Source organism: Mesorhizobium sp. P2_C7 (assembly GCF_056404515.1).
This window is the reverse complement of the sequence record NZ_JBFUDW010000003.1, coordinates 230,186-254,146: the sequence shown is the minus strand read 5'-3', so window position 1 is coordinate 254,146 and position 23,961 is coordinate 230,186. Positions and strand designations below refer to the sequence as shown.

Here is a 23,961-nt window from a genome sequence, read left to right as displayed (position 1 = left end):
CCGATGGTGGCGATCATGAACAGAACGATGGCGCTCGCGACAGCCCCCTTCTCCCCGTCACCAGACGGGGAGAAGGTGCCGGCAAGCGGATGAGGGGCAGCGCCATGCTCTCAAAAAAGATCCTGCGCCGCGCAGCCATTACCGCAGCTTCCTGCGCCGGCATCCTTGCCCTTTCCGTCGCCTCCCTCTGGGAACTCGACCGCGCCTTTCCCCCGCCGCTCCCGGCCGAGCTCACGGTCTCAACGGAAGTCCAGGACCGCGACGGCCAGCTGTTGCGCGCCTTCGCCACGCCGGACGGTTATTGGCGGCTCGAAACCAGGCTCGACCAGGTCGACAAGCAGTTCGTCGACATGCTGGTCACCTATGAGGACAAGCGCTTCTGGGACCATGAGGGCGTCGACGTGCTTGCGTTGGCGCGCGCCGCCGGCCAGTTCGCCACCAGCGGCCATATCGTCTCCGGCGGCTCGACCCTGTCGATGCAGCTCGCCCGGCTGATCGAGCCGCGCGAAAGCCGCAGCCTCGGCTCCAAGATCAAGCAGATGCTGCGTGCCATCCAGATCGAGCGGCGGCTGTCCAAGCGCGAGATCCTCGAACGCTACCTGACGCTGGCGCCATATGGCGGCAATCTGGAAGGCGTGCGCGCCGCCTCGCTGGCCTATTTCGGCAAGGAGCCGAAGCGGCTCACGGTTTCGGAAGCCGCCCTGCTCGTAGCCTTGCCGCAGCTGCCGGAAAAGCGCCGGCCCGACCGCAACCTGCAGATCGCCCACGCCGCGCGCGACCGGGTGCTGACCCGCATGGTCTCCTCCGGCCTGCTCGGCGAGCGCGAGGCCGCGCGCGCGGCCCTCGACGATGTGTCGGGCCTGCGCCGCACCTTGCCGGCGTTCGCCGCGCACGCCGCCTATGCGATGCTGCCCAAGGCCGTGCCCGGCCAACCCGTGCAGCTGACGATCCGCAAGAGCGTCCAGGAGGGGCTGGAGCAGGTCGCCAGGGACGCCGCCACCAAGCTAGGGCCTCGCCTCTCCGTTGCCATGGTGCTGGCCGACGCCCGCACCGGCGACATTCTCGGCGAGGTCGGCTCGGCCAATTTCTTCGATGCCAGCCGCTCCGGCTGGATCGACATGACCAAGATCGTCCGCTCGCCCGGCTCGACGCTGAAGCCTTTTATCTATGGACTTGCCTTTGAGCAGGGCCTGGTGGCGCAGGAAACGCTGATCGACGACAGCCCGGTCGATTTCTCCGGCTACCGGCCGAAGAATTTCGACATGGGCTACCAGGGCGACGTCAGCATCCGCCAGGCGCTGCAGCTGTCGCTCAACGTGCCGGCGATCCGCGTGCTGGACGCAGTCGGACCAACGCGGCTGATGGCGCGCTTTCGCCAGGCTGGCGTCAGCCCCACGCTGCCGGTCAACGAGGCACCGGGCCTGGCCATCGGCCTCGGCGGCGTCGGTGTGTCGCTGCGCGATCTCGTCCAGCTCTACACAGGCCTCGCCAATGGCGGCAAGACACACACGCTGCATGACGGCACCGAGCCGGCCAATGCTGAGCGCACCACCGCCACCATCCTCGACGGTCAGGCCAACTGGCAGATCATCGACATCCTGTCGGGCGTCAAGCCGCCCGAGGGCGCCTTGCAGCGCGGCATCGCCTACAAGACCGGCACCTCTTATGGCTACCGCGACGCGTGGTCGGTCGGCTTCGACGGCCGCTACGTGCTGGGCGTCTGGGTCGGCCGCCCCGACGCCGGCGCGGTTCCCGGCCTCTCCGGCTACGTCTCGGCCGCCCCCATCCTGTTCGAGGGCTTTGTCCGTTCGGGTCTGGTCACCGTGCCATTGCCGGGCAAGCCGCCCGGCGTCTTCAGCCCCAAACGCGAGGACCTGCCTATGACGCTCGCCCGCTTTGGCACCGGTTCGGACGGCCTGGTGCAGGCAACGCCGACCGAACCCGCGCCGACTATCATCTTTCCGCCGGACGGTGCTCGCGTCGACCTCGGCACCAACTCAGCCGATGCCTCGCCGCTGGTGCTGAAGCTTCAGGGCGGCCGCGCACCGTTCCGCTGGCTGGCCAACGGCAAGCCACTCACCGGCATCGACCGCCGCCGAACCGCAACCTGGCAGCCGGATGGCGCCGGCTACTCGACGCTGACCGTGATCGATGCCGCTGGACGCGCAGCAAGCGTGAAAGTGTTCGTCGAGTGAAAGCGTTCCTTGAATAGAATGCGCCAGGCGATTCAGTGCATTGGCTTTTGCGCGCTGACGGTGGCGGCTTTCACTCTGCCGACACATGCCGACACCCTGCCCGCCGGCTTTGTCCGCCTCACCGCCATCGACCCTTCGATCCGCCAGGACATCCGTTACGCCGGATCGGGCAATTTCCTGCGCCGCAAGGTGAACGGCTATGAAGCGCCGGCCTGCATCCTCACCGAGCAGGCGGCCAAGGCGCTTTCGGACGTCCAGAAGGCGATTGCCGCCAATGGCCTCACGCTGGTCGTGTTCGATTGCTACCGCCCTGCCCGTGCCGTCACCGACATGGGGCAATGGTCGCGAGAGGGCGGGCCGCCCGATCCGCAATGGTATCCGCGGGTCAAGCGCGGCGACCTCATCGCCAAGGGCTATGTCGGTGAACTGTCCAGCCATTCCCGCGGCTCGACGGTCGATGTCGCCATCGCGCGAGCCGACAGCAGATCCGCCTCGAAACCGGCCTGCGGTGCTGTCGAAGCCGACACGCTCGATTTCGGCACCGGCTTCGACTGCTTTGACCCGACAAGCGAGACCGCCCACCGCGGGCTCGCCGGCGAAGCCGCGGTAAACCGCAAGATGCTTCTCGATGCCATGCGCACCGGCGGCTTCAAGAACTATGCCCGCGAGTGGTGGCATTTCACGCTGGCAAATGAACCGTTCGCCAAGCAGCGATTCGACTTTCCCGTCACCGCCAGGTGAGACAGCCACCAAACCGGTGGAACTGCTGTTCAGCGAACTGATACTTCAACAAGTTGTTGTATAAATACAACTTAAATTGCCCGTCACCAGTGTTTGCCCTGAAATCGCGCAGACTCGAATTGCAATTCCCTTCCGCAAGGATACGCATGGCCGCTGGAGGGCTTCCAATGGGTTTTACGTCGGGTTTTGACGTCGTGTTCGTGCGCGACGTCGTTCAACTATGTCCAAAGCGTCGCCGCTCGCTGCTTTTGGGCACGGCGCTCGGCTCGACGCTGGTAGCGCTCTGCGCCTCCCCGTCATTCGCGGCAAACTGCACGCAGCCGGCCTCGCCCTCGCCGATCACGGTCAACGGTGCTGCAACGCCGATCTCGTGCACCAACACCGTCGCACGCACGGCAACCGTGGCTGGCGACAACGCCATCGGCATTGTGACCACCGGCAATGGCAACACCGTCGACATCACCAACAGCGGGTCGCTGACCACGACTTCGACTTCACTCATTCCGGGGCCGACTTTCTCGCAGTCTACCGGCGCGCGCGGCATCTATGCCGGCACCAACGGCATTGGCGCTGACATCACCATCAACAACACTGGTACAATCAACTCGTACAGCGACGGCATCAAAGCGACCGACGCCGCCACGAGCGGCACCGTTTTCAGCAGCGACACCCACATCACCATCACCAATTCAGGCAACCTGACCGCAGGCCCCAACGCCGAGGGCATCTATGCCAATGCCGGCTACGGGTCCAACAACGTCGTGACCATCAACAACAGTGGCGTCATCCAGACCGGCGCCAGTGCCTCCCAGAGCGGCACATCGTCCGGCATACTCGCCACCGTCGACGGCGACAACAGCCAGATCAACATCGCCAACAGTGGCGCCATCAGCACGATCGGCGACACCGCTTCGGGTATCTCGGCGATCACCAACTACTACAATGGCGACAATGGCAGCATCGTCATCGGCAACAAGGCTGCCATCACCACGACGGGCGCCGGCGCCGATGGCATCCTCGCCAAGGCCGGCAATCCGGACCATGGCGGCACGGTCAAAATCACCAACGCCGCCACCGTCAGTGCCGGCAATATCGGCATCGCCAGCTTCACCTATGGCGCAGGCGGCAACATCACCATCGACAACAAGGGCAATATCACGTCCGGCACAGGCGGCGCCAATGCCTCCGACGGCATTATGGCCGTCGCCTACGGCAGTGACGCGACCATCACCATCACCAATGGTGGTGCCATCGACACGACCGCCGGCGGTCACCGGTCTGTCGGCATCGAGGCGACGGCAGGCTACTACGACTACAGCAACGCGCACATTTCAGTGACCAACACAGCCAGCATCACCACTGGCGCCTATTCCGAAGGCATCCTCGCCCGCTCCTATGGCACCGGCGCCACGGTCACCATCGACAACAGCGGCGCCATCAACGCCGGCTCGCTCGGTATCGTCGCCAACGTCTACGGCGACAGCAGCCAGATCAGCGTCACCAACAGCGGGGCGATCACAACCACGGATCCGAACGCGAATGGCATTACGGCGGTCGCCATTTCCTATGGCAGCAGCGGCGACAGCATTGTCATCGACAACAAGGCCGGCGGCACCATCGACACCAGCACCGGTACGTTCGGCATCTTCGCGCTGGCTGGGAGCAACGGCAATACCGACCCCGACAATGGCGGCACCATCACTATTACCAATGCCGCCACGATAAGTTCCGGCCACACCGGCATCGCCGCCATCACCTATGGCAATGGCGGCGACATAACGGTTTCAAACTCGGCCGCGATCACAGCCGGAAAACTGGGCGACAACGGTTCCTACGGCATCCTGGCTGTTGCCATTGGCAGCGACATAGCCATCGATATCACCAACAGCGGCGCCATCGACACGACCGCCGGCGGTCCTAACGCGACGGGCATCCAGGCCTCGGGCACCTATTCCTCGGCCAGCAACGTGCACATTTCGGTCACCAACAGCGCCAGCATCACCACGGCCGCCAATTCCGAAGGCATATTCGCCCAGGCCTACGGCGACGGCGGCATGGTTACCGTCGACAACAGCGGCGCCATCAAGACCGGCGACAGCACCTCGACGAACGGTCGTTCGTCCGGCATCGCCGCCAATGTCAATGGCGACAACAGCCAGATCAGCGTCACCAACAGTGGCGCGATCACAACCATCGGCGTCGGTGCGAACGGCATCACCGCGATCGCCAACCTCTATGGCACCTGCAGCTGCCAGGGCCCCCTTTTCCCGGCCACCAGCAACGGCAGCATCGTCATCAGCAACAAGGCTGGCGGCACGATAACCACGACAGGAAGCTATGCGTCGGGCATCTTTGCACAGGCCGGCAACAAGGATCCGTCCGACCCGGGCAATTCCAATCCCGACGATGGCGGCACGATCAACATTACCAATGCCGCCGTGATCAAATCGGGGGGCAAGGGTATCGCCGCCGGCACTTACGGAGCCGGAGGCACCATCAGCGTCACCAACAGCGGCGACATCGCCTCGACGGCCGGCGAAGGCCTCTATGCCAAGTCCATTGGCGACAACAGCAGCATTGCCGTCGCCAATACGGCACCCGTCGATGCCAAGGGCGGCGTTGCCGGGCTGGCTGCCTACACGAGCGGCGCCGGCAGCAACATCGTCATCGGCAACAGCGGAAACAATGCGGAACTGTTCAGCAGCGTGGGCTTCGGCGCAATCGCTGGCGCGACCGGTACATCGAGCACGATCCTCGTCACCAACGATGGCAAGATCAGCGGCGAGCTTGGCGGCCTGCAGGTCAATTCGACCGGCGGCTCCACGGTCACCATCGGCACGTCGGGCTTTGTCGGCGCCAACAACAACCTGGCCATCAAGTCGACCGCCGGAACAACCAGGATCGACGATGCCGGCGTGATTGCCGGCCGGGTCGAATTGAGCGACGCCGGAAATGTCATGAACGTCAATGATACCGGCGTCTTCAGGGCATTCACCGACAGCAAATTCGGCGCCGGCAGCGATACGCTCAACAATGGCGGCACCCTCTACGCATCGGGCAGCTTCTTTGGCTCGTCACCGAGCACCGTCAGCTTCATCGGCCTCGATAGCTTCGTCAACGGCAGCCTGGGCTCCGGAGCCGGCCTGACGACGATGATCGATGGCGTGGCCGGCGACAAGCTGATCACCAGCGGCAACTTCACCGGCCAGGGCAATTCGAAGCTCGGCGTCGACGCCAACTTTACCACCGGCGTCGCCGACACTCTGACAATCGGCGGCAATTCGTCCGGTCATACCGATTTGGTCGTGAATGTCGTCGGCGCCGGCGCGCCGGCGGTCTTCATCCCCGTAGTCACGGTGACCGGAACAACCGCCGACAGCGATTTCGATCTGGCTGGTCCCGTCAATGCCGGCTTCTTCACCTACGGCCTGTTCCTGCAGGGCAACACACACGGCCTGCGTTCCATCGGGCTTGACAATGCCGGTTTCGAACTGCCTGCCGGCGTGACCGGGGCACAGGATGTGTGGCTGGATACGACCGGCTTCTGGCAGGACCGCATGGCGGATCTGCGCACGCAGGAAAGTGGCGTCCACAATGCGGATATGCCGGAGGAAAAACTCGCCGCGCGCATGGGCGGCCTCTGGGCGCGGGCGTCCGGCGATTGGTCAAATCGCGACAGCAGCGTCAGCTTCACCGATCCGGTCTCGCTGCAGGCCGAGACCCTCAACCTCGATCGCAAGCAGCGCACCAGCGCCTTCCTCGGCGGCATCGACATGGGGCTCGAAGGTGTCGCCGGCGGCGATATACTGTTCGGCGTCATGGGCGGCTACGTCACCTCCAAGCTCGACTTCAAGGCGACGGACGACAGCTGGGACTACAAGGGCGGCACGGTCGGCGCCTATGCTACCTACCTGAATGGCGGCTTCTACCTCGACGGCCTCGTCAAGGCCGATTTCCTCGATGTCGACATCAACGACGTCGGCGGCAAGGCGAGTACCAACGCCACCAATATCGGCGCGCGCCTCGACGCCGGCTACCGCGTCGCCATGGGCTGGGGCTTCATCGAGCCGCAAGCCAGCCTGGAATGGGTCCGCACCAATATGGACTCGGTATCGCTGTTTGGCGGCGACATCGACTTCCAGAACGGCAGCAGCGGCCGCGCCAGGATCGGCGTACGCATCGGCACCGATATGCAGATGAACGGCACAACCGTTAGTCCGGACCTGACGCTGAGTGTCTGGAACCATTTCGGCGACAGCAACGCCGTCGACATCAACTTCCTCGGCAGCGCCTTCTCGGCCACCGACAGCGCCGGCAACGGCACGTTCGGCGAGGTCGGCGTCGGCGTCAACGTGGCCAGCGCCAGCAACTGGTCCGGCGTGGTCCGCGGCAGCGTCCGCTTCGGCAACAATTACAGCGCCGGCTCCATTGGCGCGGCACTCCGTTACGGGTGGTAGTCCAGCGGATTGCATCTGAACTTCTTGCGCCGGCCCTCGCGGCCGGCGTAGTCATGACCAGGTCCACCCATGGAGCAAGCGTGAGCACATCCAAGGCCACTGACGAGGCCCCGGCGAAACCGCCCGAAGCCGCGTCTCCCAGCGCGGCCGAACAGCAGACCAACATCTCGCTGTCGCGCGGCTTCATCAACTGGATGGAGACGGCGCAGTGCTCGCTGGCCTTCACCTCCTACCAGACCGGGCAATTGTTCCTGGTCGGCCTTACCGGCGACAGGAAGGCCTCGATCCACCAGACCAGTTTCGTCAGGGCCATGGGCGTGACCGTTGCCGGGCAGCGCATTATCCTTGCCTCCGACACGGCGGTGTGGCGGCTGGAAAACATCCTCGGACCCGACCAGGTCGCCAACGCCATTTACGACCGCATGTATATGCCGCGCGCCGCTTCTTACACAGGCGACCTCGACATCCATGAACTGGCCGTGCGCGAAGACGGGCAGATCGTGTTCATCAACACCAAGTTCTCTTGCCTGGCGACGCTGAGCCCGACGCATTCCTTCCGGCCGTTGTGGAAGCCCTCCTTCATCAGCAAGCTGGTGCCTGAGGACCGCTGTCATCTTAATGGTCTCGCCATGCAGAACGGGCGCGCCCGCTATGTCAGCGCGATCAGCCGGTCGGACTCCGTCGGCGGCTGGCGCGACCGCCGCTGGGAAGGCGGCATGATCATCGACATCACCGAGGACAAAGTGGTGGTCGACGATCTGTCGATGCCGCATTCACCGCGCGTCCATGACGGTGCACTGTGGGTGTTGGATTCCGGCCGCGGCTTTCTGGTCCGCATCGATCCCGGAACCGGACAGCGGCAGAACATAGCCTTTTGCCCCGGCTTCCTGCGCGGCCTGAGCTTTCATGGCCGCTTTGCCATCGTCACCACCTCGCTGCCGCGCGATGGTCTGTTCAAGGACCTGCCGCTGCAGGACAATCTGCAGACGCGCGACGCCGAGCCGCGCTGCGCGCTCTACATCATCGACCTGCATACCGGCGGCATAGCCGAGTGGATCGAGTTGAAGGGACACATCACCGAGTTGTTCGACGTCGCCGTCATTGCGGGCTGCCGCTGCCCTTCGTCCGTGCCGCTCAACAGCCCGAACATGGCTTCGCTGATCACCATCGACAGCGAAGGCTGAGCGAATCGGGCCCGCGTGCTAAGTCCTTGTCCCGGCCTGTCCAAAGCCTAGATCAAATGTCAGGCAGGCTCGGAATCCGCTCAGCGCAGCCATGAGGAAGAAATTTCTCCGCAGACCGAAATATCGTCGAACATTTTCTTCAGGAGGGCAAAAAAGGCAACATTGAATGCATCTAATTTCTATCAATTCGGTAGATTTGGCGCCGGTTCAACGGAGGCAGAAATGACCAAACCTCATTTCAGGAAACTGCTCGGCGCACTGGTCGCCACATCTGTCCAGTTCGGCACGCTCGGTTTCGCGTTTGCCGACACCACCATCCTCAACGTGTCCTACGATCCGACGCGCGAGCTCTACAGGGCCTATGACGAAGCCTTCGCGGCGCATTGGAAGGCCGAGACCGGCGAGACGGTCACCATCCAGCAATCGCATGGCGGATCGGGTGCCCAGGCCCGCGCCGTGATCGACGGCCTCGACGCCGATGTGGTGACGCTGGCGCTCGAAGGCGACATCAACGCCATCGTCTCCAAGTCGAAGAAGATCAATCCCGACTGGCGCACCAAATTCGAAAACAATTCGGCGCCTTACACCTCGACCATCATCTTCCTTGTCCGCAAGGGAAATCCCAAGGGCATCCATGACTGGAACGACCTGATCAAGGACGGCACCCAGGTGATCACGCCCAATCCCAAGACCTCCGGCGGCGCGCGCTGGAACTATCTCGCCGCCTGGGCCTACGCCAACGCCAATGATGGTGGCGACGAGGCCAAGACCAAGGAATTCGTCGGCAAGCTCTACGCCAATGCCCCGGTGCTCGACACCGGCGCCCGTGGCTCGACCGTGACCTTCGCTCAAAAGGGCATCGGCGATGTGCTGATTGGCTGGGAAAACGATGCCTATCTGGCGCTCGATGAATTCGGCGCCGACAATTTCGACATCGTCTATCCCCCGACTTCGATCCTGGCCGAGCCGCCGGTGGCAGTGGTCGACGCCAATGTCGACGCCAAGGGCACGCGCAAGGTCGCCGAAGCCTATCTGGGCTGGCTCTATTCCAAGGAAGGCCAGACAATCATCGCCAAGAACCACTATCGTCCGGCCAAGCCTGACCTTGTGGCTCCAGCAGATCTTCCCAAGACACCCGACATCAAGCTGATCTCCATCGACGATCCGCTTTTTGGCGGCTGGAAGAAAGCACAGCCTTATCATTTCGGCGACGGTGGTATATTCGACCAGATCTACAAGCCGGCCCAGTGAGCTAGATCTAGATCAGGACGATATGACCATAGCACCCGCGCAGGCGGGGTGGCGGTTCAGACAGCCGAGTGTCATTCCGGGTTTCGGATTGACGCTCGGCTTCTCGCTTGCCTACCTCACCCTCATCATCCTCATCCCGCTGTCCGGGCTGCTCTGGCGCTCGGCCGCCCTTGGCTGGCCTGAATTCTGGGCCATCGCCACCGATCGCCGCACCATCAAGGCGCTGGAAATCAGCTTCGGCACCGCCTTCATCGCGGCTGCCGTCAACGTCGTCTTCGGCACGCTGGTCGCCTGGGTGCTGGTGCGCTACCGCTTTCCCGGCCGCCGCATCGTCGATGCCATGGTCGACCTGCCCTTCGCGCTGCCGACGGCGGTGGCCGGCATCGCGCTGACCACGCTCTACGCGCCGAACGGCTGGATCGGCAAATTGCTGATGCCGCTCGGCATCAAGGTTGCCTATACGCCACTCGGCATCGTCATCGCGCTGGTCTTCATCGGCCTGCCCTTCGTCGTGCGCACCGTGCAGCCGATCATGGAGGAGATCGACAAGGAGGTTGAGGAAGCCGCTGCCACGCTTGGCGCCAGCCGCTTCCAGATCATCACACGCATCCTGTTTCCCGGGCTGGCGCCGGCCATTGTCACCGGCTTTTCGCTGGCCTTCGCCCGCGGCGTCGGTGAATACGGCTCGGTCATCTTCATCGCCGGCAACCTGCCTTACAAATCCGAGATCGCGCCACTGCTGATCGTCATCCGGCTGGAGGAATACAATTATCCGGCGGCGACCGCGATCGCGGCGATCATGCTCGCTCTGTCGTTCGTCATGCTGCTGGTTGTCAATCTCGCGCAGACATGGAGCCGCAAGCGCTATGGCTGATCCCGAGATCAAATCCTACGAGCCGCATCACGAGAGCCAGTCGGCGGCCGTCACGGAAAGCCGCCCGGCGCGCGTGACGCTGATGACCGTTGCCTTCACCTTCCTCGGCATCTTCCTGCTGCTGCCGCTGATCATCGTCTTCAACGAGGCACTGGCGAAAGGCGTCGGCGCCTATACGCAATCGCTGAGCGATCCTGACGCGCGCTCGGCGATCCGGCTGACGCTGCTTGTCGCAGCGATCTCGGTGCCGCTCAACATCGTCTTCGGCATCTCCGCCGCCTGGGCGATCGCCAAGTTCGAGTTCAAGGGCAAGGCCTTCCTGACCACGCTGATCGACCTGCCCTTCTCGGTCTCGCCGGTCATATCGGGTCTGGTCTATGTGCTTCTGTTCGGCGCCCAGGGGCTGCTCGGCGGCTGGCTGAAGGCGCATGGCATCGTCATCCTGTTTGCGGTGCCAGGCATCGTGCTGGCCACCGTCTTCGTCACCTTTCCCTTCGTCGCCCGCGAACTGATCCCGCTGATGCAGGAACAGGGCAATGGCGACGAGGAGGCAGCCCTGTCGCTCGGCGCCAATGGCTGGCAGACCTTCTGGTACGTGACCTTACCCAACGTCAAATGGGGGCTGCTCTATGGCGTGCTTCTGTGCAATGCACGTGCCATGGGCGAGTTCGGCGCGGTGTCGGTGGTGTCGGGCCACATACGCGGCCTGACGAACACCATGCCGCTGCATGTCGAAATCCTCTATAACGAGTACAACGCCGTCGGCGCCTTTGCCGTCGCTTCATTGCTTGCGGGCCTGGCGCTCGTCACGCTGGTCTTGAAAACACTTCTCGAGATGCGCTACGGCGCCGAGATCGCCGCGACGCGCGGACACTGATAGAGGGGTTTGCATGGAAGTTCGCGTTGCCAACGTGCGCAAGGAGTTTGACCGGTTTCCGGCGCTTCACGACGTGTCGCTCGACATCAAGTCGGGCGAGCTGATCGCGCTTCTGGGGCCGTCCGGTTCCGGCAAGACGACGCTGCTCAGGCTGATTGCCGGGCTGGAGCGGCCGACGCGAGGAAAAATCTTCTTCGGCGACGAGGACGCTTCGCAGAGGTCGATCCAGGAGCGCAATGTCGGCTTCGTCTTCCAGCATTATGCGCTATTCCGGCACATGACGGTGGCCGACAACATCGGCTTCGGCCTCAAGGTCCGACACGGGCCGTCGCGACCGCCGGCGCAGGAGATCCGCCGCCGCGCTTCCGAACTGCTCGACCTCGTCCAGCTTTCAGGGCTGGAAAAACGTTATCCGGCTCAGCTCTCCGGCGGCCAGCGCCAGCGCGTGGCGCTGGCGCGCGCCATGGCGATCGAACCCAAGGTGCTGCTGCTCGACGAGCCGTTCGGCGCGCTCGACGCACAGGTGCGCCGGGAATTGCGCCGCTGGCTGCGCGAAATCCATGACGCCACCGGCCACACCACCGTCTTTGTCACCCATGACCAGGAAGAGGCGCTGGAGCTTGCCGACCGCGTCGTGGTGATGAGCCAGGGCCGCATCGAGCAGGTTGGCACCGCCGACGACATCTACGACACGCCGAACTCACCCTTCGTCTATGGCTTTATCGGTGAATCAAGCTCGCTTCCCGTCAAGGTCGAGAATGGCGAGATCTGGCTTGCCGACCGCCCGATTGGACTTACCGCGCCACACGAGCCCTCGGGCGATGCGACGCTGTTCTTCCGCCCGCACGATGTCGAGCTGCTCGACGGCTGCAGCGGCTGCATCGCCGGCACGGTCGCGGCCAGTCGCCGCGTCGCCGGCACGCGGCGAGTGGAACTCGAGATCGGCGGCGAGCGCCAGCGGGTCGAAATCGAACTGCCGGTCGATCACCCCGCGGCGCAGAAAAGTCGGGTGGCCTTCCGCCCCGGTCGCTGGAAGCTCTTCCCGACCGCTTGATCCAATCCGCCTGCCCATCGTCCGGGAAGGATTGTGCGCGCACGCAGCGTCGTTGTGCCGGCTGGGGCATCGAAAATATCCATGCCAGAAAAGAGATCCTAACAGCCGGCCGTTTTGGCGATATCTTTTCTAGTGGCTAGGGCACGGGCCGCTGCGCGTGCCTCGTCGCGTACCCTGCGCCACGGCTATGGTTCGACCATAAACACATTGCATCGGAGCCCGTTTTCATGAAGCGATTTTTCCTTGGCGTCGCCGCCGTCGCCGGCCTGTTCCTCGCATCCTCACAAGCCTGGTCGGCCGACAAACTGCTCAACGCATCCTATGATGTCGGCCGCGAACTGTTCGTCCAGGTCAACAAGGCCTTCATCGCAGGGCATCCAGGCGTCACCGTCGACCAATCGCATGCCGGCACCTCGGCGCAGGCGCGCGCCATCGCCGAAGGGCTCGGCGCCGATGTCGTCACCTTCAACCAGGTCACCGACATCGATTTCCTGGTCAAGAAGGGCCTCGTTTCGGCCGACTGGCAGAAGGATTTTCCCGACAACGCCTCGCCCTTCTATTCGCTGCCGTCCTTCCTCGTGCGCGCCGGCAACCCCAAGCACATCAAGGACTGGAACGATCTCGTGCGCGACGACGTCCAGGTGATCTTCCCCAACCCGAAAACCTCGGGCAATGCGCGCTACACCTATCTGGCGGCCACCGCCTACGCCAAGGAAGCCTTCAAGGGCGACGACGCCAAGGTGAAGGAATTCATCACCAAGCTGTTCAACAACGTGCCGATCTTCGACACAGGCGGCCGCGCTGCGACCACCACCTTCGTGCAGCGCGAGATCGGCGACGTGCTGATCACCTTCGAGTCCGAGACACGCGGCATCCGCAAGGAATATGGCGACGACAAGTTCGAGCAGGTCACGCCCTCGGTTAGCCTGCTGGCCGAATTCCCGGTGGCGATCGTCGACAAGGTGGCCGACGAACATGGCACCCGCGATCTGGCCAAGACCTATCTCGACTTCCTTTACACGCCGGAAGGCCAGGACATCCTCGCGCAGAACGGCAATCGGGTCCGCGACGCGGCCGTCGCCGCCAAATACAAGGCCGACTTCCCCGATGTCCGCCTGCTGACGGTGGACGACGTCTTCGGCGGCTGGGACAAGGTGCAGAAGGAGCATTTCGCCGCCGGCGGCCTGCTCGACCAGACCTACGGCAGCCGCTGACGGGGCAGCATCCGAGGTGAACGCGAAAGCCGGCGCTGTGCCGGCTTTTTTCGTTTCGTGCGCCGGCAATCCGGTATTCAGCGGACCAAAGCATGATCCCGAACAGCGGAATCCGGTTTTCGCCAGAATCATGTTCGAGCCGAGAAGCAGAGTTCCATCCCGATTCTATCTGGTGGAACATGCTCTATCGGCTTCATCATGCAAAACGTTACAAAGAATCAACGCGTTTGTGCCTAACGTGCCATCTAGCGGCTTGTTTTCGCGAAACGTCATCGCGCGGCGAAAACGTCATTATTTGCACACAAACAGTCGCCAGATGCGGGTGGTTGGGGCTTCAATGGGTTGATCTGGGCATGCTGACTAAAAAAGGCAAATACGGCCTCAAGGCCCTTGTGCATCTGTCCGGCCTGCCGGCTGGCCAACTGGCCTTTGTCAACGACATCGCCGTCGCCAACAACATCCCGAAGAAGTTCCTCGATGCCATCCTGGGCGAGTTGCGCAACGCCGGCTTCGTCCAGAGCCGCAAGGGCAAGGAAGGCGGCTATCGCCTTGCCCGGCCGGCCTCCGAAATCAAGATCGGCCATGTCGTGCGCGTGCTTGACGGACCGCTGGCGCCAATCCCCTGTGCCAGCCGCACGCAATATCAGCGCTGCGAGGACTGCGACGAGGCGACGTGCCAGGTCCGGCACATGATGTTGGAAGTACGCCAGGCGATTGCCGAAGTGCTTGACAATCGCAGCCTCGCCGCCATGCGCGACGCCGACAATGATGATTTTCCGGTCGAACTGACGTCGCAGATTTAGCGCATCTGACGAACCGCGGCAGCGACAAGTTCGCCGACCGGGCGCATCGCGTCGAGCGTCAATGCCCGCTCATCCGCAGCCGGTGGCTCGAGGATGGCGAACTGGCTGTCGACCAGGCTTGCCGGCATGAAATGACCCTTGCGGCCGGCGACGCGTCGCCTCGCCGTGGCAGCGTCGATCTCCAGGTAGAGGAAGACGATCTCCGGGCAGAAGCCGCTCAGCCGCTCGCGATAGCTGCGCTTCAACGCCGAGCAGGCGGCAACCACGCCTTCGCCCTGCCCTACCGACGCCACGATGCGCTCGCCGATCGCGTCGAGCCAGCCTTCACGGAGTTGATCGGTGAGCGGCTCGCCGCTTGCCATGCGCGCGACGTTTTCGGGCGGATGCAACCTGTCGCCCTCGATGAAGATGGCGCCCAGCACGGCGGCCAGCGCGGTACCGACGGCCGACTTGCCGCAGCCGGCGACACCCATCACCACAATGGCCGGCACCGAACCGGGAGCGCCCGTTGGCGCCTGTGCCGCCTTTTCGTCCACTGTCAGCGGCTTGCCGGCGCGCGGCCGTAGAGCAACAGCATGGCAACGATGACGATGCCATAGATGATCTGCCGCCCCGCCTCCGGCATCTGCATGACGGACAGGATGGATTGCAGCAGCGTGATCAGGATGACGCCGGCGACGGTGCCGAGATAGGAACCGCGCCCGCCCAGGATCGAGGTACCGCCAAGCACCACTGCCGCGATTGACGGCAACAGGTAGGCGTCGCCCATCGATTGCGCCGCCTTGGAAGCATAGCCGGCCAGAAGCACGCCGCCGAAGGCCGAAAGCCCGCCGGAGACGGCGAAGGCGATCATCACCACGCGTCGCGTGTCGATACCCGAAAGATAGGCGGCGCGCTCGCGGTTGCCGATGCCGTAGACGGCGCGGCCGAAGCTGGTGCGGGTCAGTACGAACACCATCGCCGCGCCGATCAGCGCCCAGATGATGACCGCGTTGGGCACGCCCGGAATGGCAAAACCAGTCGCCAGGTAGCGCATCGCGCCAGTCGCCGAATCCTGTGGCGAGAAACCGCCGGTGTAGACCACCATCAGCCCCTGCGCGACGGCGTTGGTGGCCAGCGTGATGATCATCGAGGGGATGCGCAGATAGGCGACGCCGATGCCGTTGACAACGCCGATCAGCATGCCGCAGACGATGCCGAACGGAATGGCCAGCGCCACGCCGACGGGACCATAGGCGGCCGCCGCGCTGGCCATCATGGCGCCCATTGCGACCGACCACGGCACCGACAGGTCGATCTGGCCAAGCAGGATGACCAGCATCATGCCGGTGGCGATGACGCCGAGGAATGACGCCACCTTGAGCTGCTGCAGAAGGTATTCAGGTGACAGGAAGCTTCTGGAATAGAGGCTGCCGAGGAATAGCAGCAGCACGATGCAGGCAAAGGCCGTCAGCACCGCCGGATCGGCGCGCCGGATGAATCTGGGCATGCGGCCGGCAATGCCGCCAAGCGTCGTTTCGCTCACAGGAACCACTCCAGCCGGTTGCGGACCCGAAACAGGGCGAAGGCGCCGAGGCTGACCGCGATCAGCAGGATAACCCCCTGGAACAGCGGTTGCCAGAGCGGATCGAAATCGAAGACGAAGAGCAGGTCACCGATGGTGCGGAACGCCAGCGCGCCGAAGATCGCGCCGATGGCGCTGCCCTTGCCGCCGAACAGCGAGACACCACCGAGCACGACGGCGGCGATCGAGAACAGCGTATAGGCGTTGCCGCTGGCATAGGCTGCCTCGCCGGTATAGGTGAAGAAGGTCAGGAACAACCCGCCGACCGCGGCAAGCAGCCCGGCCAGTGCGTAGGCGGCGAATTTGCCACGGCGGATCGGCACGCCGGACATGTAGGCCGCCGTTTCCGACGAGCCGGCTGCGTAAGCCGCACGACCGAGCACCGAGCGGCTGAACGGCACCCAGACAATGAGGACCACGGCCAGCAGCACGACCAAGCTTGCCGGCACCACGCCAAACAGTCGTCCGGTCAAAGCGTCGGCGAGGTCCTCGTTGACCGAGCCGCCGGGAAAAGGTCGCAGCAGCAGGGCAATGCCGAAGTAGACGGCGCCGGTAGCGATGGTGGCGACAATCGGCTGCAGCCGCCCATAAATGACAATGGCGCCGTTGATCGCCCCGCACAGCAGCCCAGTGCCGAGCACCGCGAGGACGCCGAAGGCGGTTTCGATGCCAGTACCGATGACCAGCCAGGACGCCAGGCAATTGGTCAGGGTGAAGATCATGCCGACGGACAGGTCGATGCCGGCGGTGATCACCACCAGCGTCTGCGCCATGGCGACGAAGGCAAGCAACACGCCCTTGTTCGCTGCCGTCTGCACGACATTGGGGGTGAAGCCCGCCGGATGGTTCGAGGTGTAGATGACGAACATGACGATGAAGATGCCGAGCGCCAGCAGCGTTCCACGCTGCTCGGCCAGCCAGTAGCGCCAATCCTTCACGCGCTTGCTCCCAGGCTCACGGGGCTCTCCTCGCCATGGATGTTGAGAGCGCTGGCGATCAGCGCCCGCTCGGTGATCTCGGCGCCAACCAACTCGCGCTTGACCGCCCCGTCATAGAGCACCAGCACACGGTCGCAGCAGCCGATCAGCTCGTCATAGTCGGTCGAATAGAACAGGATCGCAGCACCGGCATCGGCGAGCTTGCGCATCAGTTGATAGAGCTCCTGCTTGGTGCCGACGTCGATGCCGCGCGTCGGATCGTTGAGCAGGATGATGCGTGGCTGGCGCATCAGCCATTTGGCGATGACCACCTTCTGCTGGTTGCCGCCCGACAGCGCGCCGACCGGAATGTCGAGCCCCGCGGTCTTGATCGCCAGCAGGCCGACCATGTCGTCGATCAGCCGCTGCTCGGTGGCACGGTCGATGATGCCGACTTTGGACAGCCGGTCGAGCGCAGCGAAGGACAGGTTCTCGCGCACCGTCATCGGCAGCATTAGGCCTTCGGTCTTGCGGTCTTCGGGAATGAGCGCCATGCCGATACCGTCTTCACGTGCGGCGGCGGGGCTGGCGATGGCAACGGGCTTGCCGTCGATGAGGATCTGGCCCGACAGGCCGCGCAACACCCCGAAGAAGGCAAGCAGCAATTCGCGTTGGCCCTGACCGTCGAGACCGCCAAGACCGACGACCTCACCTGCCCCAACGGTCAGCGAGACATTGTCCAACCGGTCGGTCCATGAAAGCTTGCGTGCCTCCAACACCGGAACGGCGGCAGCCGAAGCGCGTGGCGGCTTCGGCGGAAAGATGTGGCTGTATTCTCGCCCGATCATCAGTTCGACGACTTCATTGTCGCTCTTTGTGCCCGCCGCGTAACTGGCGACATTGCGACCGTTGCGAAACACCGTGCATTGGTCGGCCAGTTCGGCGATCTCATTCATGCGGTGCGAGATATAGAGCAGCGCCAGCCCTTCCGAGCGCAGTCGCTTCAGCACGCCGAAAATCTTGGCGACATCCGTCGCGGTCAGCGCCGAGGTCGCCTCGTCGAGGATCAGGATGCGCGGCTTGCGTGCCAGCGCCTTGGCGATCTCGACCATCTGGCGGCGCGATAGCGGCAGGTCCTTGACCAGCGCCAGCGGGTGGATGTCTGCGGCGCCCGCGCGCGCCAACGCTTCTTCCGCAATCCGGCGTTGTGCCTTGCGGTCGATCATTCCGAACCGCGTCGGCGGGTCTGAGATAACAATGTTGTCGGCAACGCTGAGTTCGGGAACCAGCGACAGTTCCTGGAAGATGCAGACGATGCCGGCCTGGTTGGCGGCAGCCGGCGAAGCGAACGTCACCTCGCGGCCATCTAGCGTCATGCGCCCTTCGTCGGGCGCAACGACACCGGCCATCACCTTGATCAGCGTCGATTTGCCGGCACCGTTTTCGCCGAGGATGCCGTGAATGCTGCCGGATGAGACCGAAAGCTCGGCCTTTTCCAGCGCCCGCACACCACCATAGCGCTTGGATATGCCTTCCATCCGGAAGAGCGGAATCGCACCGTCCATCGGGCCTCCCGAGGCTCTTTGACGACTAGGGATATCGAGTGGTCGGCGCCGCGGAATATCCCGCGGCGCCTGGGTGCAGCTACTGGTCGGCCTTGGTCTGGCCCATGATTTCCTGCGCGGTGAAATTGATACCGCAGGTCGGGAAGGAATTGCCGACGAAGAAATTGTCGGACTGATCAGGGAAGAAATCCTGACCTGCCTTGAAGTTCGGATCCTCGACGATCGCAAGCGGCAGCTTGACCGACTGCGGGACGACATTGCCTTCAAGGGCTGCGATCGCCGTCTTGATGGCAACCGCCACCTGGGCGGGGCCGGTACCGGCTGACGAGCATTTCAATCCGTCCGCCGCATGGGCCGCGCAGAATTTGCGGAAGCCGTTCTCTGTCTCGCCTCCGAACGGCACGAACGGATGCTTGGCGTCGATCATCGCCTGCACGATGCCGGTGTCGCCACCCTGGCCGGTGATGCCGACGAACGGACCATTGGTGGCGATCGCGTCAGCCGTGACTTTCTGCGCTGTCGGATCGTCCCACTTGCCGGCGACTTCGGTGACGTCCCATTTCTTGCCCGAAGCGTCGAGAACCTCATGGATGCCATTGTGGCGATCGGTGTCGACCGACGTGCCGGCAACGCCGCGGACTTCAAGAATCTTGCCGCCTTCGGGTATATGGCCGGTCAGCCATTTGCCCCAAAGTTCGCCAAGGCCCTTCTGATCGACATTGACGTTGATTGCATCCTTGGTATCGAGAATGTTGTCGAAGGCGACCAGCACGACGCCGGCTTCCTTGGCGCGCTTGATGACCGGCGCGAACGCGGTCGGGTTCTGCGCGTTGACAACAATGGCGTCATAGCCGGAATCGATGAAGTTGTTGATTGCCGAAATCTGCGCCGGCACGTCCTCGCCGGTCGACACCACCTTGAATTCCTTCAGCTTGGCGGCGACGTCCTTCTGCGCTGCGTAAGCCTTGGCGGTCTGGATCATCTGGATGCGCCAGGTGTTGGCGATATAGCCATTGGCGAGCGCAATCCGGTATGGGCCATCTTTTTTGGGAAACTTGAAGAACTGCGTATCTGCGGCCCAGGGCGCGAAGCAATCCGGTTCGGCGGCTGGTCCCTTCACGACTTCGGGACCGGCGGCCATTGCGGCCGAGTTGAGCATGACAAATGCAGTGGCGGCAACGATGCCACCCACGAGTGACTTGATCATCGATATTCCTCCCAGTTGCAGTTTTGATTGTTTTGGCTGCCATGCACTTCACGCGTCCGGCTAGGCACCTCCTGCCTTGCCTGTCGCACTTTCTTAAGTCGCCAATGTCGACCCGGCTCCCTCCCTTGCCACCTCTAAATGGGAAATAAAAACTATCATATTATACATAATAAACAAGCATCAGCTGTCGCTTATATATAATAAACAGGCCTTGGCTTTTGCCGTAAGTTTCCACTCTAGGCAATTGGTAGCGCTACCATGACGTTGTGTAAACCGGCATTCACACAGTCGCTTCTGTGTGTTTCAACGGGCGGTGCTCTCGCGGCGTTTGAGTTCGAAGCGGAGATCGACGATCCGTTGTTCCGGCCTGTTGCCGGCGATCGTCGCCAGCGCCATGGCGACCGCACGTCGGCCGATCTCATAGCGGTGGGTGCGGATGCTGGTGATCGAAGGAAACGCCACCTGCATCATGTCGAGATCGTTGAAGCCGACGATGCCTATCGTCTTCGGCACTGCGATCGAGGCGCGATGGCACTCGAACAACACGCCGAGCGCGATGTCGTCATTGTTGCAGAACACACCGTCGAGCGTCGGTACCTTGGCCAGCGCGTCGCGGAGCATTTCGCGCCCGAGCGGCACGCTCGACAGCACCGGCGTGGTGGTGACGAGGCGTGGGTCGAACAGCCCGGCGACCTCCATCGCCGCGCGATAGCCGGCGAGGCGCCGCTGCGAGCGCGGGTCCATGCGCGCGCCGATGAAGCCGATGCGGCGGTAGCCTGTCTCGATCAGATGCTCGGTCGCCGTCCTGCCGCCGTCGAAATGCGAGAAGCCGACCATCATGTCGACAGGATCAGGCCCGGTTTCCATGACCTGCACCACCGGGCAGCCGGCGCTCTCCAGCAGTTTTCGCGAGGTCGGTGTCTGGTCGATGCCGGCGACGATCAGCGCTGCCGGCCGCTGCGAACCGAAGACCTGCAGCAGCCGCTCTTCTTCGAGGCCGGAATAATGGGTGTTGCCAAGCTGGATGCGGAACGGGCTGGCCGACAGGCTGTCATAGATGCCGCGCACCACCTCGGCAAAGACGTTGTTGGTGAGCGACGGCACCAGCACGCCGAACACCTCGGCGCGCGCCGAAGCCAGTGCCCGCGCATTCGGGTCCGGCACATAACCAAGTTCGTCGACTGCGGCCTGGATCTGGCGGCGCAATTCCTCCGAGACGCGCCCCGGCTCGCGCAGAGCGCGCGACACGGTGATGGCGCCGACACCGGCCTTGCGCGCGACATCGGCAATGGTCGGGCGGCCGCCGCCCCGGCGCGAGCGCGGCTTGATCAAGGACCCGCTCCCTCGGAAGAGCACCCACCAAAGCGCGGGGATACGATCGTCCTTGCTGTCGTCATGTCACCCGGCATGCCTTGCCATACCCACTCGTGCTCTGGCGTCGCGCAGCCTTTCGCCCTTGTCAAGCAACGCGAAGTAGCTCAGCCCTTTCAAGCCATCGCCACGGCACGTTGCCTTGCCTTCCAAAACAACAGACCGATCGCCAGTATGTTCAGCAGATTCCAGGCGATACCGTTGAGGAATGCCGCGGCGTAGGAGCCGGTCAGATCGTAGATCCAACCCGACATCCAGCCACCGATCGCCATGCCGAAGATCGTCGCCATCATGACGATGCCGATACGCTGGCCGGCCTCTTTGGCCGGCATGTATTCGCGCACGATGATCGCGTAGCAGGGCACGATGCCGCCTTGCGACAGGCCGAACACCAGCGATACGACGTAAAGCGAGGCAAGTCCGTCGAAGGGAATGTAGAACAGCAGTGATAGGCATTGCAGCACCGAACCGATGAGCAGCGTCTTCACGCCACCGATGCGGTCGGCGAGAAAACCGGAGGCCAGCCGGCTGGCGACGCCCGCCGCCATCATGATCGACAGCATGTCGGCGCCGTGCGCCATGCCATAGCCGAGATCCATGCAATAGGCGACGATATGCACCTGCGGCATCGACATCGCCACGCAGCAGCCGAGGCCGGCGACGACCAGCAGCACCTGCAAGGCCGCTGGCGACAGCGAGATCGGCTGCACCGGCCTGCTTCCCGGCGAACCAGTTGTGGCAGTCTCCGGAGCACCACGCCGCAACAACAGCACCAGCGGCACCATGGTCACCAGGCAGAAGACGCCGATCGCGGCATAGGTGAAGCGCCAGCCTTCAGCCTTCATCAGCGTCGGCATGATGGTTGGCCAGATCGCTCCGGCAAGGTAGTTGCCGGCGGCAGCCGCGGTTACCGCGACACCGCGCCGGCGGTTGAACCAATGCGAGATATCGGCGATCAGCGGCCCGAAGATCACCGACGTGCCGACACCGATCAATAGCCCTTGAGCAAGGGTGAATTGCAGGATGGAGGTCGACAGCGCCGCGAGCAGAAGGCCGGCGGCGAGCGCAATCGAGGAGAGCAGCGCGGGGATCCAGTAGCCCATGCGGTCGATGGCGCGGCCGACCAGCACGTTGCCGGCGGCGAAACCGACCATGGTCGCGGTGTAAGGCATGGATGCCGCAGCGCGATCAACGCCGAACTCGGCCTGTACCGCGGGCAGCACGACGACGACAGCCCACATGCCGACGCCGCCGATCGTCGCCAGCAGCATCGAAATCGCGAGCCGGATCCAGGCATAGCTGCTGTCGATACCGGGGCTCGGCCGGCTCAAGTCGGATCGGGTCAAGGCGTTTCCTGTCGGCGGTCTCGAAAATCGGCTGCCGTTTGCGCCACTATCGGCACATTCGCAACGCGCAGCAGCGCCACGGCGGGCAAATCCGTCGCACCAGACCCCACGCGAATGCGGAACCGATGCCAAGGTGTGGAGTTTCCTGGCAAGCCACCCTGCAAAGGAGTCCTGCCATGACCGCGAAGAAGAAATGGTCGGCCGAGGTGACGGAGCGACGCGATGGATCTCGAGGACCACGTCTTCGAATCCAACGACGCCAGGAAGATCGCCGCCTCTCTCAAGCGATCCGCCGAACACAGCCTCCGGCGCAAGGCCGAGCCGTTCCAGTCCGCCATGTCGATGCTGAACTTCTGCATCAACCGCGCCGGCAAGAATCTGCCCGCTTCGCGCAGACAAGTGCTTGAGGACGCCAAGGACGAGCTTCGCGCCGCCTTCGGGCGGGAGAAAGAGGATTAGCCGCGACCCATTAGGCGCCTAGCGCGAACGGATGACGCCGTCAGTGTTGGCCAACAACTTGCGCACCGCGTTGCGCGCCGCATCCGGCCGCTGCAGGCGGATGTTCTTCTCGATCGCCTCGTGCAGCTTCTGTGCGTGCTGCAAATCATCCAGCTCCCGCGTCGTATAGGCGAACAGGTGGTCGAACGCGGACTCGATGAGCACGCCGAGCGGCACCAAAAGGTCGTTGCCGGATGCCCGCAGGATCGCCAGGTGGAAACGCGTGTCGGCACGCGTGCGCTCCTGCAGGCTCGTCGCCTCGCCCATCTCGCGGCAAGCCTGGCTGATCTCGGCCATCTGCTCGTCGGTCCGCCGCATGGCGGCAAAGGCGGTCGCTTCCGGCTCGATGATGTGGCGGAACTCCTGCACGGTCTTCAGGAACACCTCGCGATCCGGGGACGTCGCGTACCAGGCAAGCACGTCCCGATCGAGCAGATTCCAGCGTTCCTTCGGCTCGACCCAGCTGCCGATCTTGGGGCGCGACGCCAACAGGCTCTTGGCCATCAGCATCTTGATCGCTTCGCGCACCGCCGAGCGGCTGACGCTGAAGGTCTCCGACCATTTCGCTTCATTGGGCAGGATGGTGCCGGGCGGGTAGTCGCCGCGCACGATCCTGAGGCCAATCTCGCTGGCCAGCGAAGCATGGACGCTCGAGCCGGGGATACGCGCCGCGTCTGGTCGGCGAACGCCCGCCGGGCGCTCGCCGGAGGCCGCTTTCGCTGGCGATTTTTCCTTGTTCGGCTTCGCGTCCCGCATAGGCTCCAGAAAGGCCGGATTGCAGGGGCTGTCAAGCACGGCAAGCGGCTCAAGCGGCAAAGCCGGCCGCTGTGCACAGATCTGCCC

Annotated in this window: 19 protein-coding genes; 11 read left to right on the top strand and 8 right to left on the bottom strand. The window is 63.6% G+C overall.

The annotated features are described in order from the left end of the window. Positions 1-104: 104 nt before the first annotated feature. From pbpC to AC1D2G_RS08955, 10 genes are all read left to right on the top strand, one after another. Positions 105-2,195 (top strand): penicillin-binding protein 1C, encoded by a 2,091-nt coding sequence (pbpC, locus tag AC1D2G_RS09000; protein ID WP_477413390.1) that lies wholly within the window; start codon positions 105-107, stop codon positions 2,193-2,195. A gap of 18 nt (positions 2,196-2,213) precedes the next feature. Next, positions 2,214-2,936, top strand: coding sequence for a M15 family metallopeptidase (locus AC1D2G_RS08995; protein WP_477413388.1), 723 nt, complete (start codon positions 2,214-2,216; stop codon positions 2,934-2,936). A 167-nt stretch (positions 2,937-3,103) separates the two neighbouring features. Beyond that, the gene (locus AC1D2G_RS08990; RefSeq protein ID WP_477413386.1) at positions 3,104-7,393 is read left to right on the top strand and encodes a beta strand repeat-containing protein; all 4,290 of its coding nucleotides are present in this window, start codon (positions 3,104-3,106) and stop codon (positions 7,391-7,393) included. An 80-nt stretch (positions 7,394-7,473) separates the two neighbouring features. After that, complete coding sequence (locus AC1D2G_RS08985) at positions 7,474-8,577, top strand: TIGR03032 family protein (protein ID WP_477413384.1); 1,104 nt, start codon at positions 7,474-7,476, stop codon at positions 8,575-8,577. 222 nt (positions 8,578-8,799) lie between these two features. Beyond that, a complete protein-coding gene (locus AC1D2G_RS08980; RefSeq protein ID WP_477413382.1) occupies positions 8,800-9,828 on the top strand; it encodes a sulfate ABC transporter substrate-binding protein in 1,029 nt (342 codons plus the stop codon). Between the two features lie 22 nt (positions 9,829-9,850). Next, positions 9,851-10,702 carry a sulfate ABC transporter permease subunit CysT gene (gene cysT, locus AC1D2G_RS08975; RefSeq protein WP_477413380.1) on the top strand — a complete coding sequence of 284 codons (852 nt, stop codon included), beginning with the start codon at positions 9,851-9,853 and terminating at the stop codon, positions 10,700-10,702. After that, positions 10,695-11,579 carry a sulfate ABC transporter permease subunit CysW gene (cysW, locus tag AC1D2G_RS08970; protein ID WP_477413378.1) on the top strand — a complete coding sequence of 295 codons (885 nt, stop codon included), beginning with the start codon at positions 10,695-10,697 and terminating at the stop codon, positions 11,577-11,579. Before cysT ends, cysW begins: the two co-directional genes overlap by 8 nt. Before the next feature lie 13 nt (positions 11,580-11,592). Further along, positions 11,593-12,633 (top strand): sulfate/molybdate ABC transporter ATP-binding protein, encoded by a 1,041-nt coding sequence (locus AC1D2G_RS08965; RefSeq protein WP_477413376.1) that lies wholly within the window; start codon positions 11,593-11,595, stop codon positions 12,631-12,633. A gap of 227 nt (positions 12,634-12,860) precedes the next feature. Continuing rightward, entirely contained in the window at positions 12,861-13,847 is a 987-nt protein-coding gene (locus AC1D2G_RS08960) for a sulfate ABC transporter substrate-binding protein (RefSeq protein WP_477413374.1), read from the top strand. Positions 13,848-14,200: 353 nt separating this feature from the next. Continuing rightward, positions 14,201-14,650, top strand: coding sequence for an RrF2 family transcriptional regulator (locus AC1D2G_RS08955; protein WP_013530871.1), 450 nt, complete (start codon positions 14,201-14,203; stop codon positions 14,648-14,650). Here the strand turns inward: AC1D2G_RS08955 and AC1D2G_RS08950 are convergent. The 7 genes from AC1D2G_RS08950 to AC1D2G_RS08920 all read right to left on the bottom strand — a co-directional run bounded on the left by AC1D2G_RS08950 (position 14,647) and on the right by AC1D2G_RS08920 (position 22,620). Next, complete coding sequence (locus AC1D2G_RS08950) at positions 14,647-15,186, bottom strand: gluconokinase (RefSeq protein WP_477413372.1); 540 nt, start codon at positions 15,184-15,186, stop codon at positions 14,647-14,649. The two genes, AC1D2G_RS08955 and AC1D2G_RS08950, sit on opposite strands and share 4 nt — an antisense overlap. A gap of 2 nt (positions 15,187-15,188) precedes the next feature. After that, positions 15,189-16,175, bottom strand: a complete 987-nt coding sequence (locus tag AC1D2G_RS08945; protein WP_095091457.1) for an ABC transporter permease — start codon at positions 16,173-16,175, stop codon at positions 15,189-15,191. After that, positions 16,172-17,152: an ABC transporter permease gene (locus AC1D2G_RS08940; protein ID WP_477394996.1), complete on the bottom strand. Its 981-nt coding sequence runs from the start codon at positions 17,150-17,152 to the stop codon at positions 16,172-16,174. The genes AC1D2G_RS08945 and AC1D2G_RS08940 overlap by 4 nt, the downstream gene beginning before the upstream one ends. Then, entirely contained in the window at positions 17,149-18,696 is a 1,548-nt protein-coding gene (locus AC1D2G_RS08935) for a sugar ABC transporter ATP-binding protein (RefSeq protein WP_477413370.1), read from the bottom strand. The genes AC1D2G_RS08940 and AC1D2G_RS08935 overlap by 4 nt, the downstream gene beginning before the upstream one ends. Before the next feature lie 79 nt (positions 18,697-18,775). Next, the gene (locus AC1D2G_RS08930; protein WP_095091454.1) at positions 18,776-19,903 is read right to left on the bottom strand and encodes a sugar ABC transporter substrate-binding protein; all 1,128 of its coding nucleotides are present in this window, start codon (positions 19,901-19,903) and stop codon (positions 18,776-18,778) included. Positions 19,904-20,206: 303 nt separating this feature from the next. Then, on the bottom strand, positions 20,207-21,235 hold the full coding sequence (gene gntR / locus AC1D2G_RS08925) for an HTH-type transcriptional regulator GntR (protein WP_477413368.1): 1,029 nt from the start codon (positions 21,233-21,235) through the stop codon (positions 20,207-20,209). Between the two features lie 155 nt (positions 21,236-21,390). Then, positions 21,391-22,620: an MFS transporter gene (locus AC1D2G_RS08920; RefSeq protein ID WP_477413366.1), complete on the bottom strand. Its 1,230-nt coding sequence runs from the start codon at positions 22,618-22,620 to the stop codon at positions 21,391-21,393. 222 nt (positions 22,621-22,842) lie between these two features. Here AC1D2G_RS08920 and AC1D2G_RS08915 point away from each other — a divergent pair, with 222 nt between their 5' ends. Continuing rightward, the gene (locus tag AC1D2G_RS08915; RefSeq protein WP_477413364.1) at positions 22,843-23,079 is read left to right on the top strand and encodes a DUF3175 domain-containing protein; all 237 of its coding nucleotides are present in this window, start codon (positions 22,843-22,845) and stop codon (positions 23,077-23,079) included. An 18-nt stretch (positions 23,080-23,097) separates the two neighbouring features. On the opposite strand, the gene AC1D2G_RS08910 is transcribed toward AC1D2G_RS08915, so the two are convergent. After that, positions 23,098-23,874, bottom strand: a complete 777-nt coding sequence (locus AC1D2G_RS08910) for a FadR/GntR family transcriptional regulator (RefSeq protein ID WP_477286699.1) — start codon at positions 23,872-23,874, stop codon at positions 23,098-23,100. Between the last annotated feature and the right edge of the window lie 87 nt (positions 23,875-23,961).

Excerpts from the sequence above, each read along its gene's own strand:
- AC1D2G_RS08935 (WP_477413370.1), bottom strand. The coding sequence starts at position 18,696 with ATGGACGGTGCGATTCCGCTCTTCCGGATGGAAGGCATATCCAAGCGC.
- AC1D2G_RS08965 (WP_477413376.1), top strand. The coding sequence starts at position 11,593 with ATGGAAGTTCGCGTTGCCAACGTGCGCAAGGAGTTTGACCGGTTTCCG.
- AC1D2G_RS08930 (WP_095091454.1), bottom strand. The coding sequence starts at position 19,903 with ATGATCAAGTCACTCGTGGGTGGCATCGTTGCCGCCACTGCATTTGTC.
- AC1D2G_RS08915 (WP_477413364.1), top strand. The coding sequence starts at position 22,843 with ATGGATCTCGAGGACCACGTCTTCGAATCCAACGACGCCAGGAAGATC.
- AC1D2G_RS08910 (WP_477286699.1), bottom strand. The coding sequence starts at position 23,874 with ATGCGGGACGCGAAGCCGAACAAGGAAAAATCGCCAGCGAAAGCGGCC.
- cysT (WP_477413380.1), top strand. The coding sequence starts at position 9,851 with ATGACCATAGCACCCGCGCAGGCGGGGTGGCGGTTCAGACAGCCGAGT.
- AC1D2G_RS08995 (WP_477413388.1), top strand. The coding sequence starts at position 2,214 with ATGCGCCAGGCGATTCAGTGCATTGGCTTTTGCGCGCTGACGGTGGCG.
- AC1D2G_RS08980 (WP_477413382.1), top strand. The coding sequence starts at position 8,800 with ATGACCAAACCTCATTTCAGGAAACTGCTCGGCGCACTGGTCGCCACA.
- pbpC (WP_477413390.1), top strand. The coding sequence starts at position 105 with ATGCTCTCAAAAAAGATCCTGCGCCGCGCAGCCATTACCGCAGCTTCC.
- cysW (WP_477413378.1), top strand. The coding sequence starts at position 10,695 with ATGGCTGATCCCGAGATCAAATCCTACGAGCCGCATCACGAGAGCCAG.
- AC1D2G_RS08955 (WP_013530871.1), top strand. The coding sequence starts at position 14,201 with ATGCTGACTAAAAAAGGCAAATACGGCCTCAAGGCCCTTGTGCATCTG.
- AC1D2G_RS08990 (WP_477413386.1), top strand. The coding sequence starts at position 3,104 with ATGGGTTTTACGTCGGGTTTTGACGTCGTGTTCGTGCGCGACGTCGTT.
- AC1D2G_RS08960 (WP_477413374.1), top strand. The coding sequence starts at position 12,861 with ATGAAGCGATTTTTCCTTGGCGTCGCCGCCGTCGCCGGCCTGTTCCTC.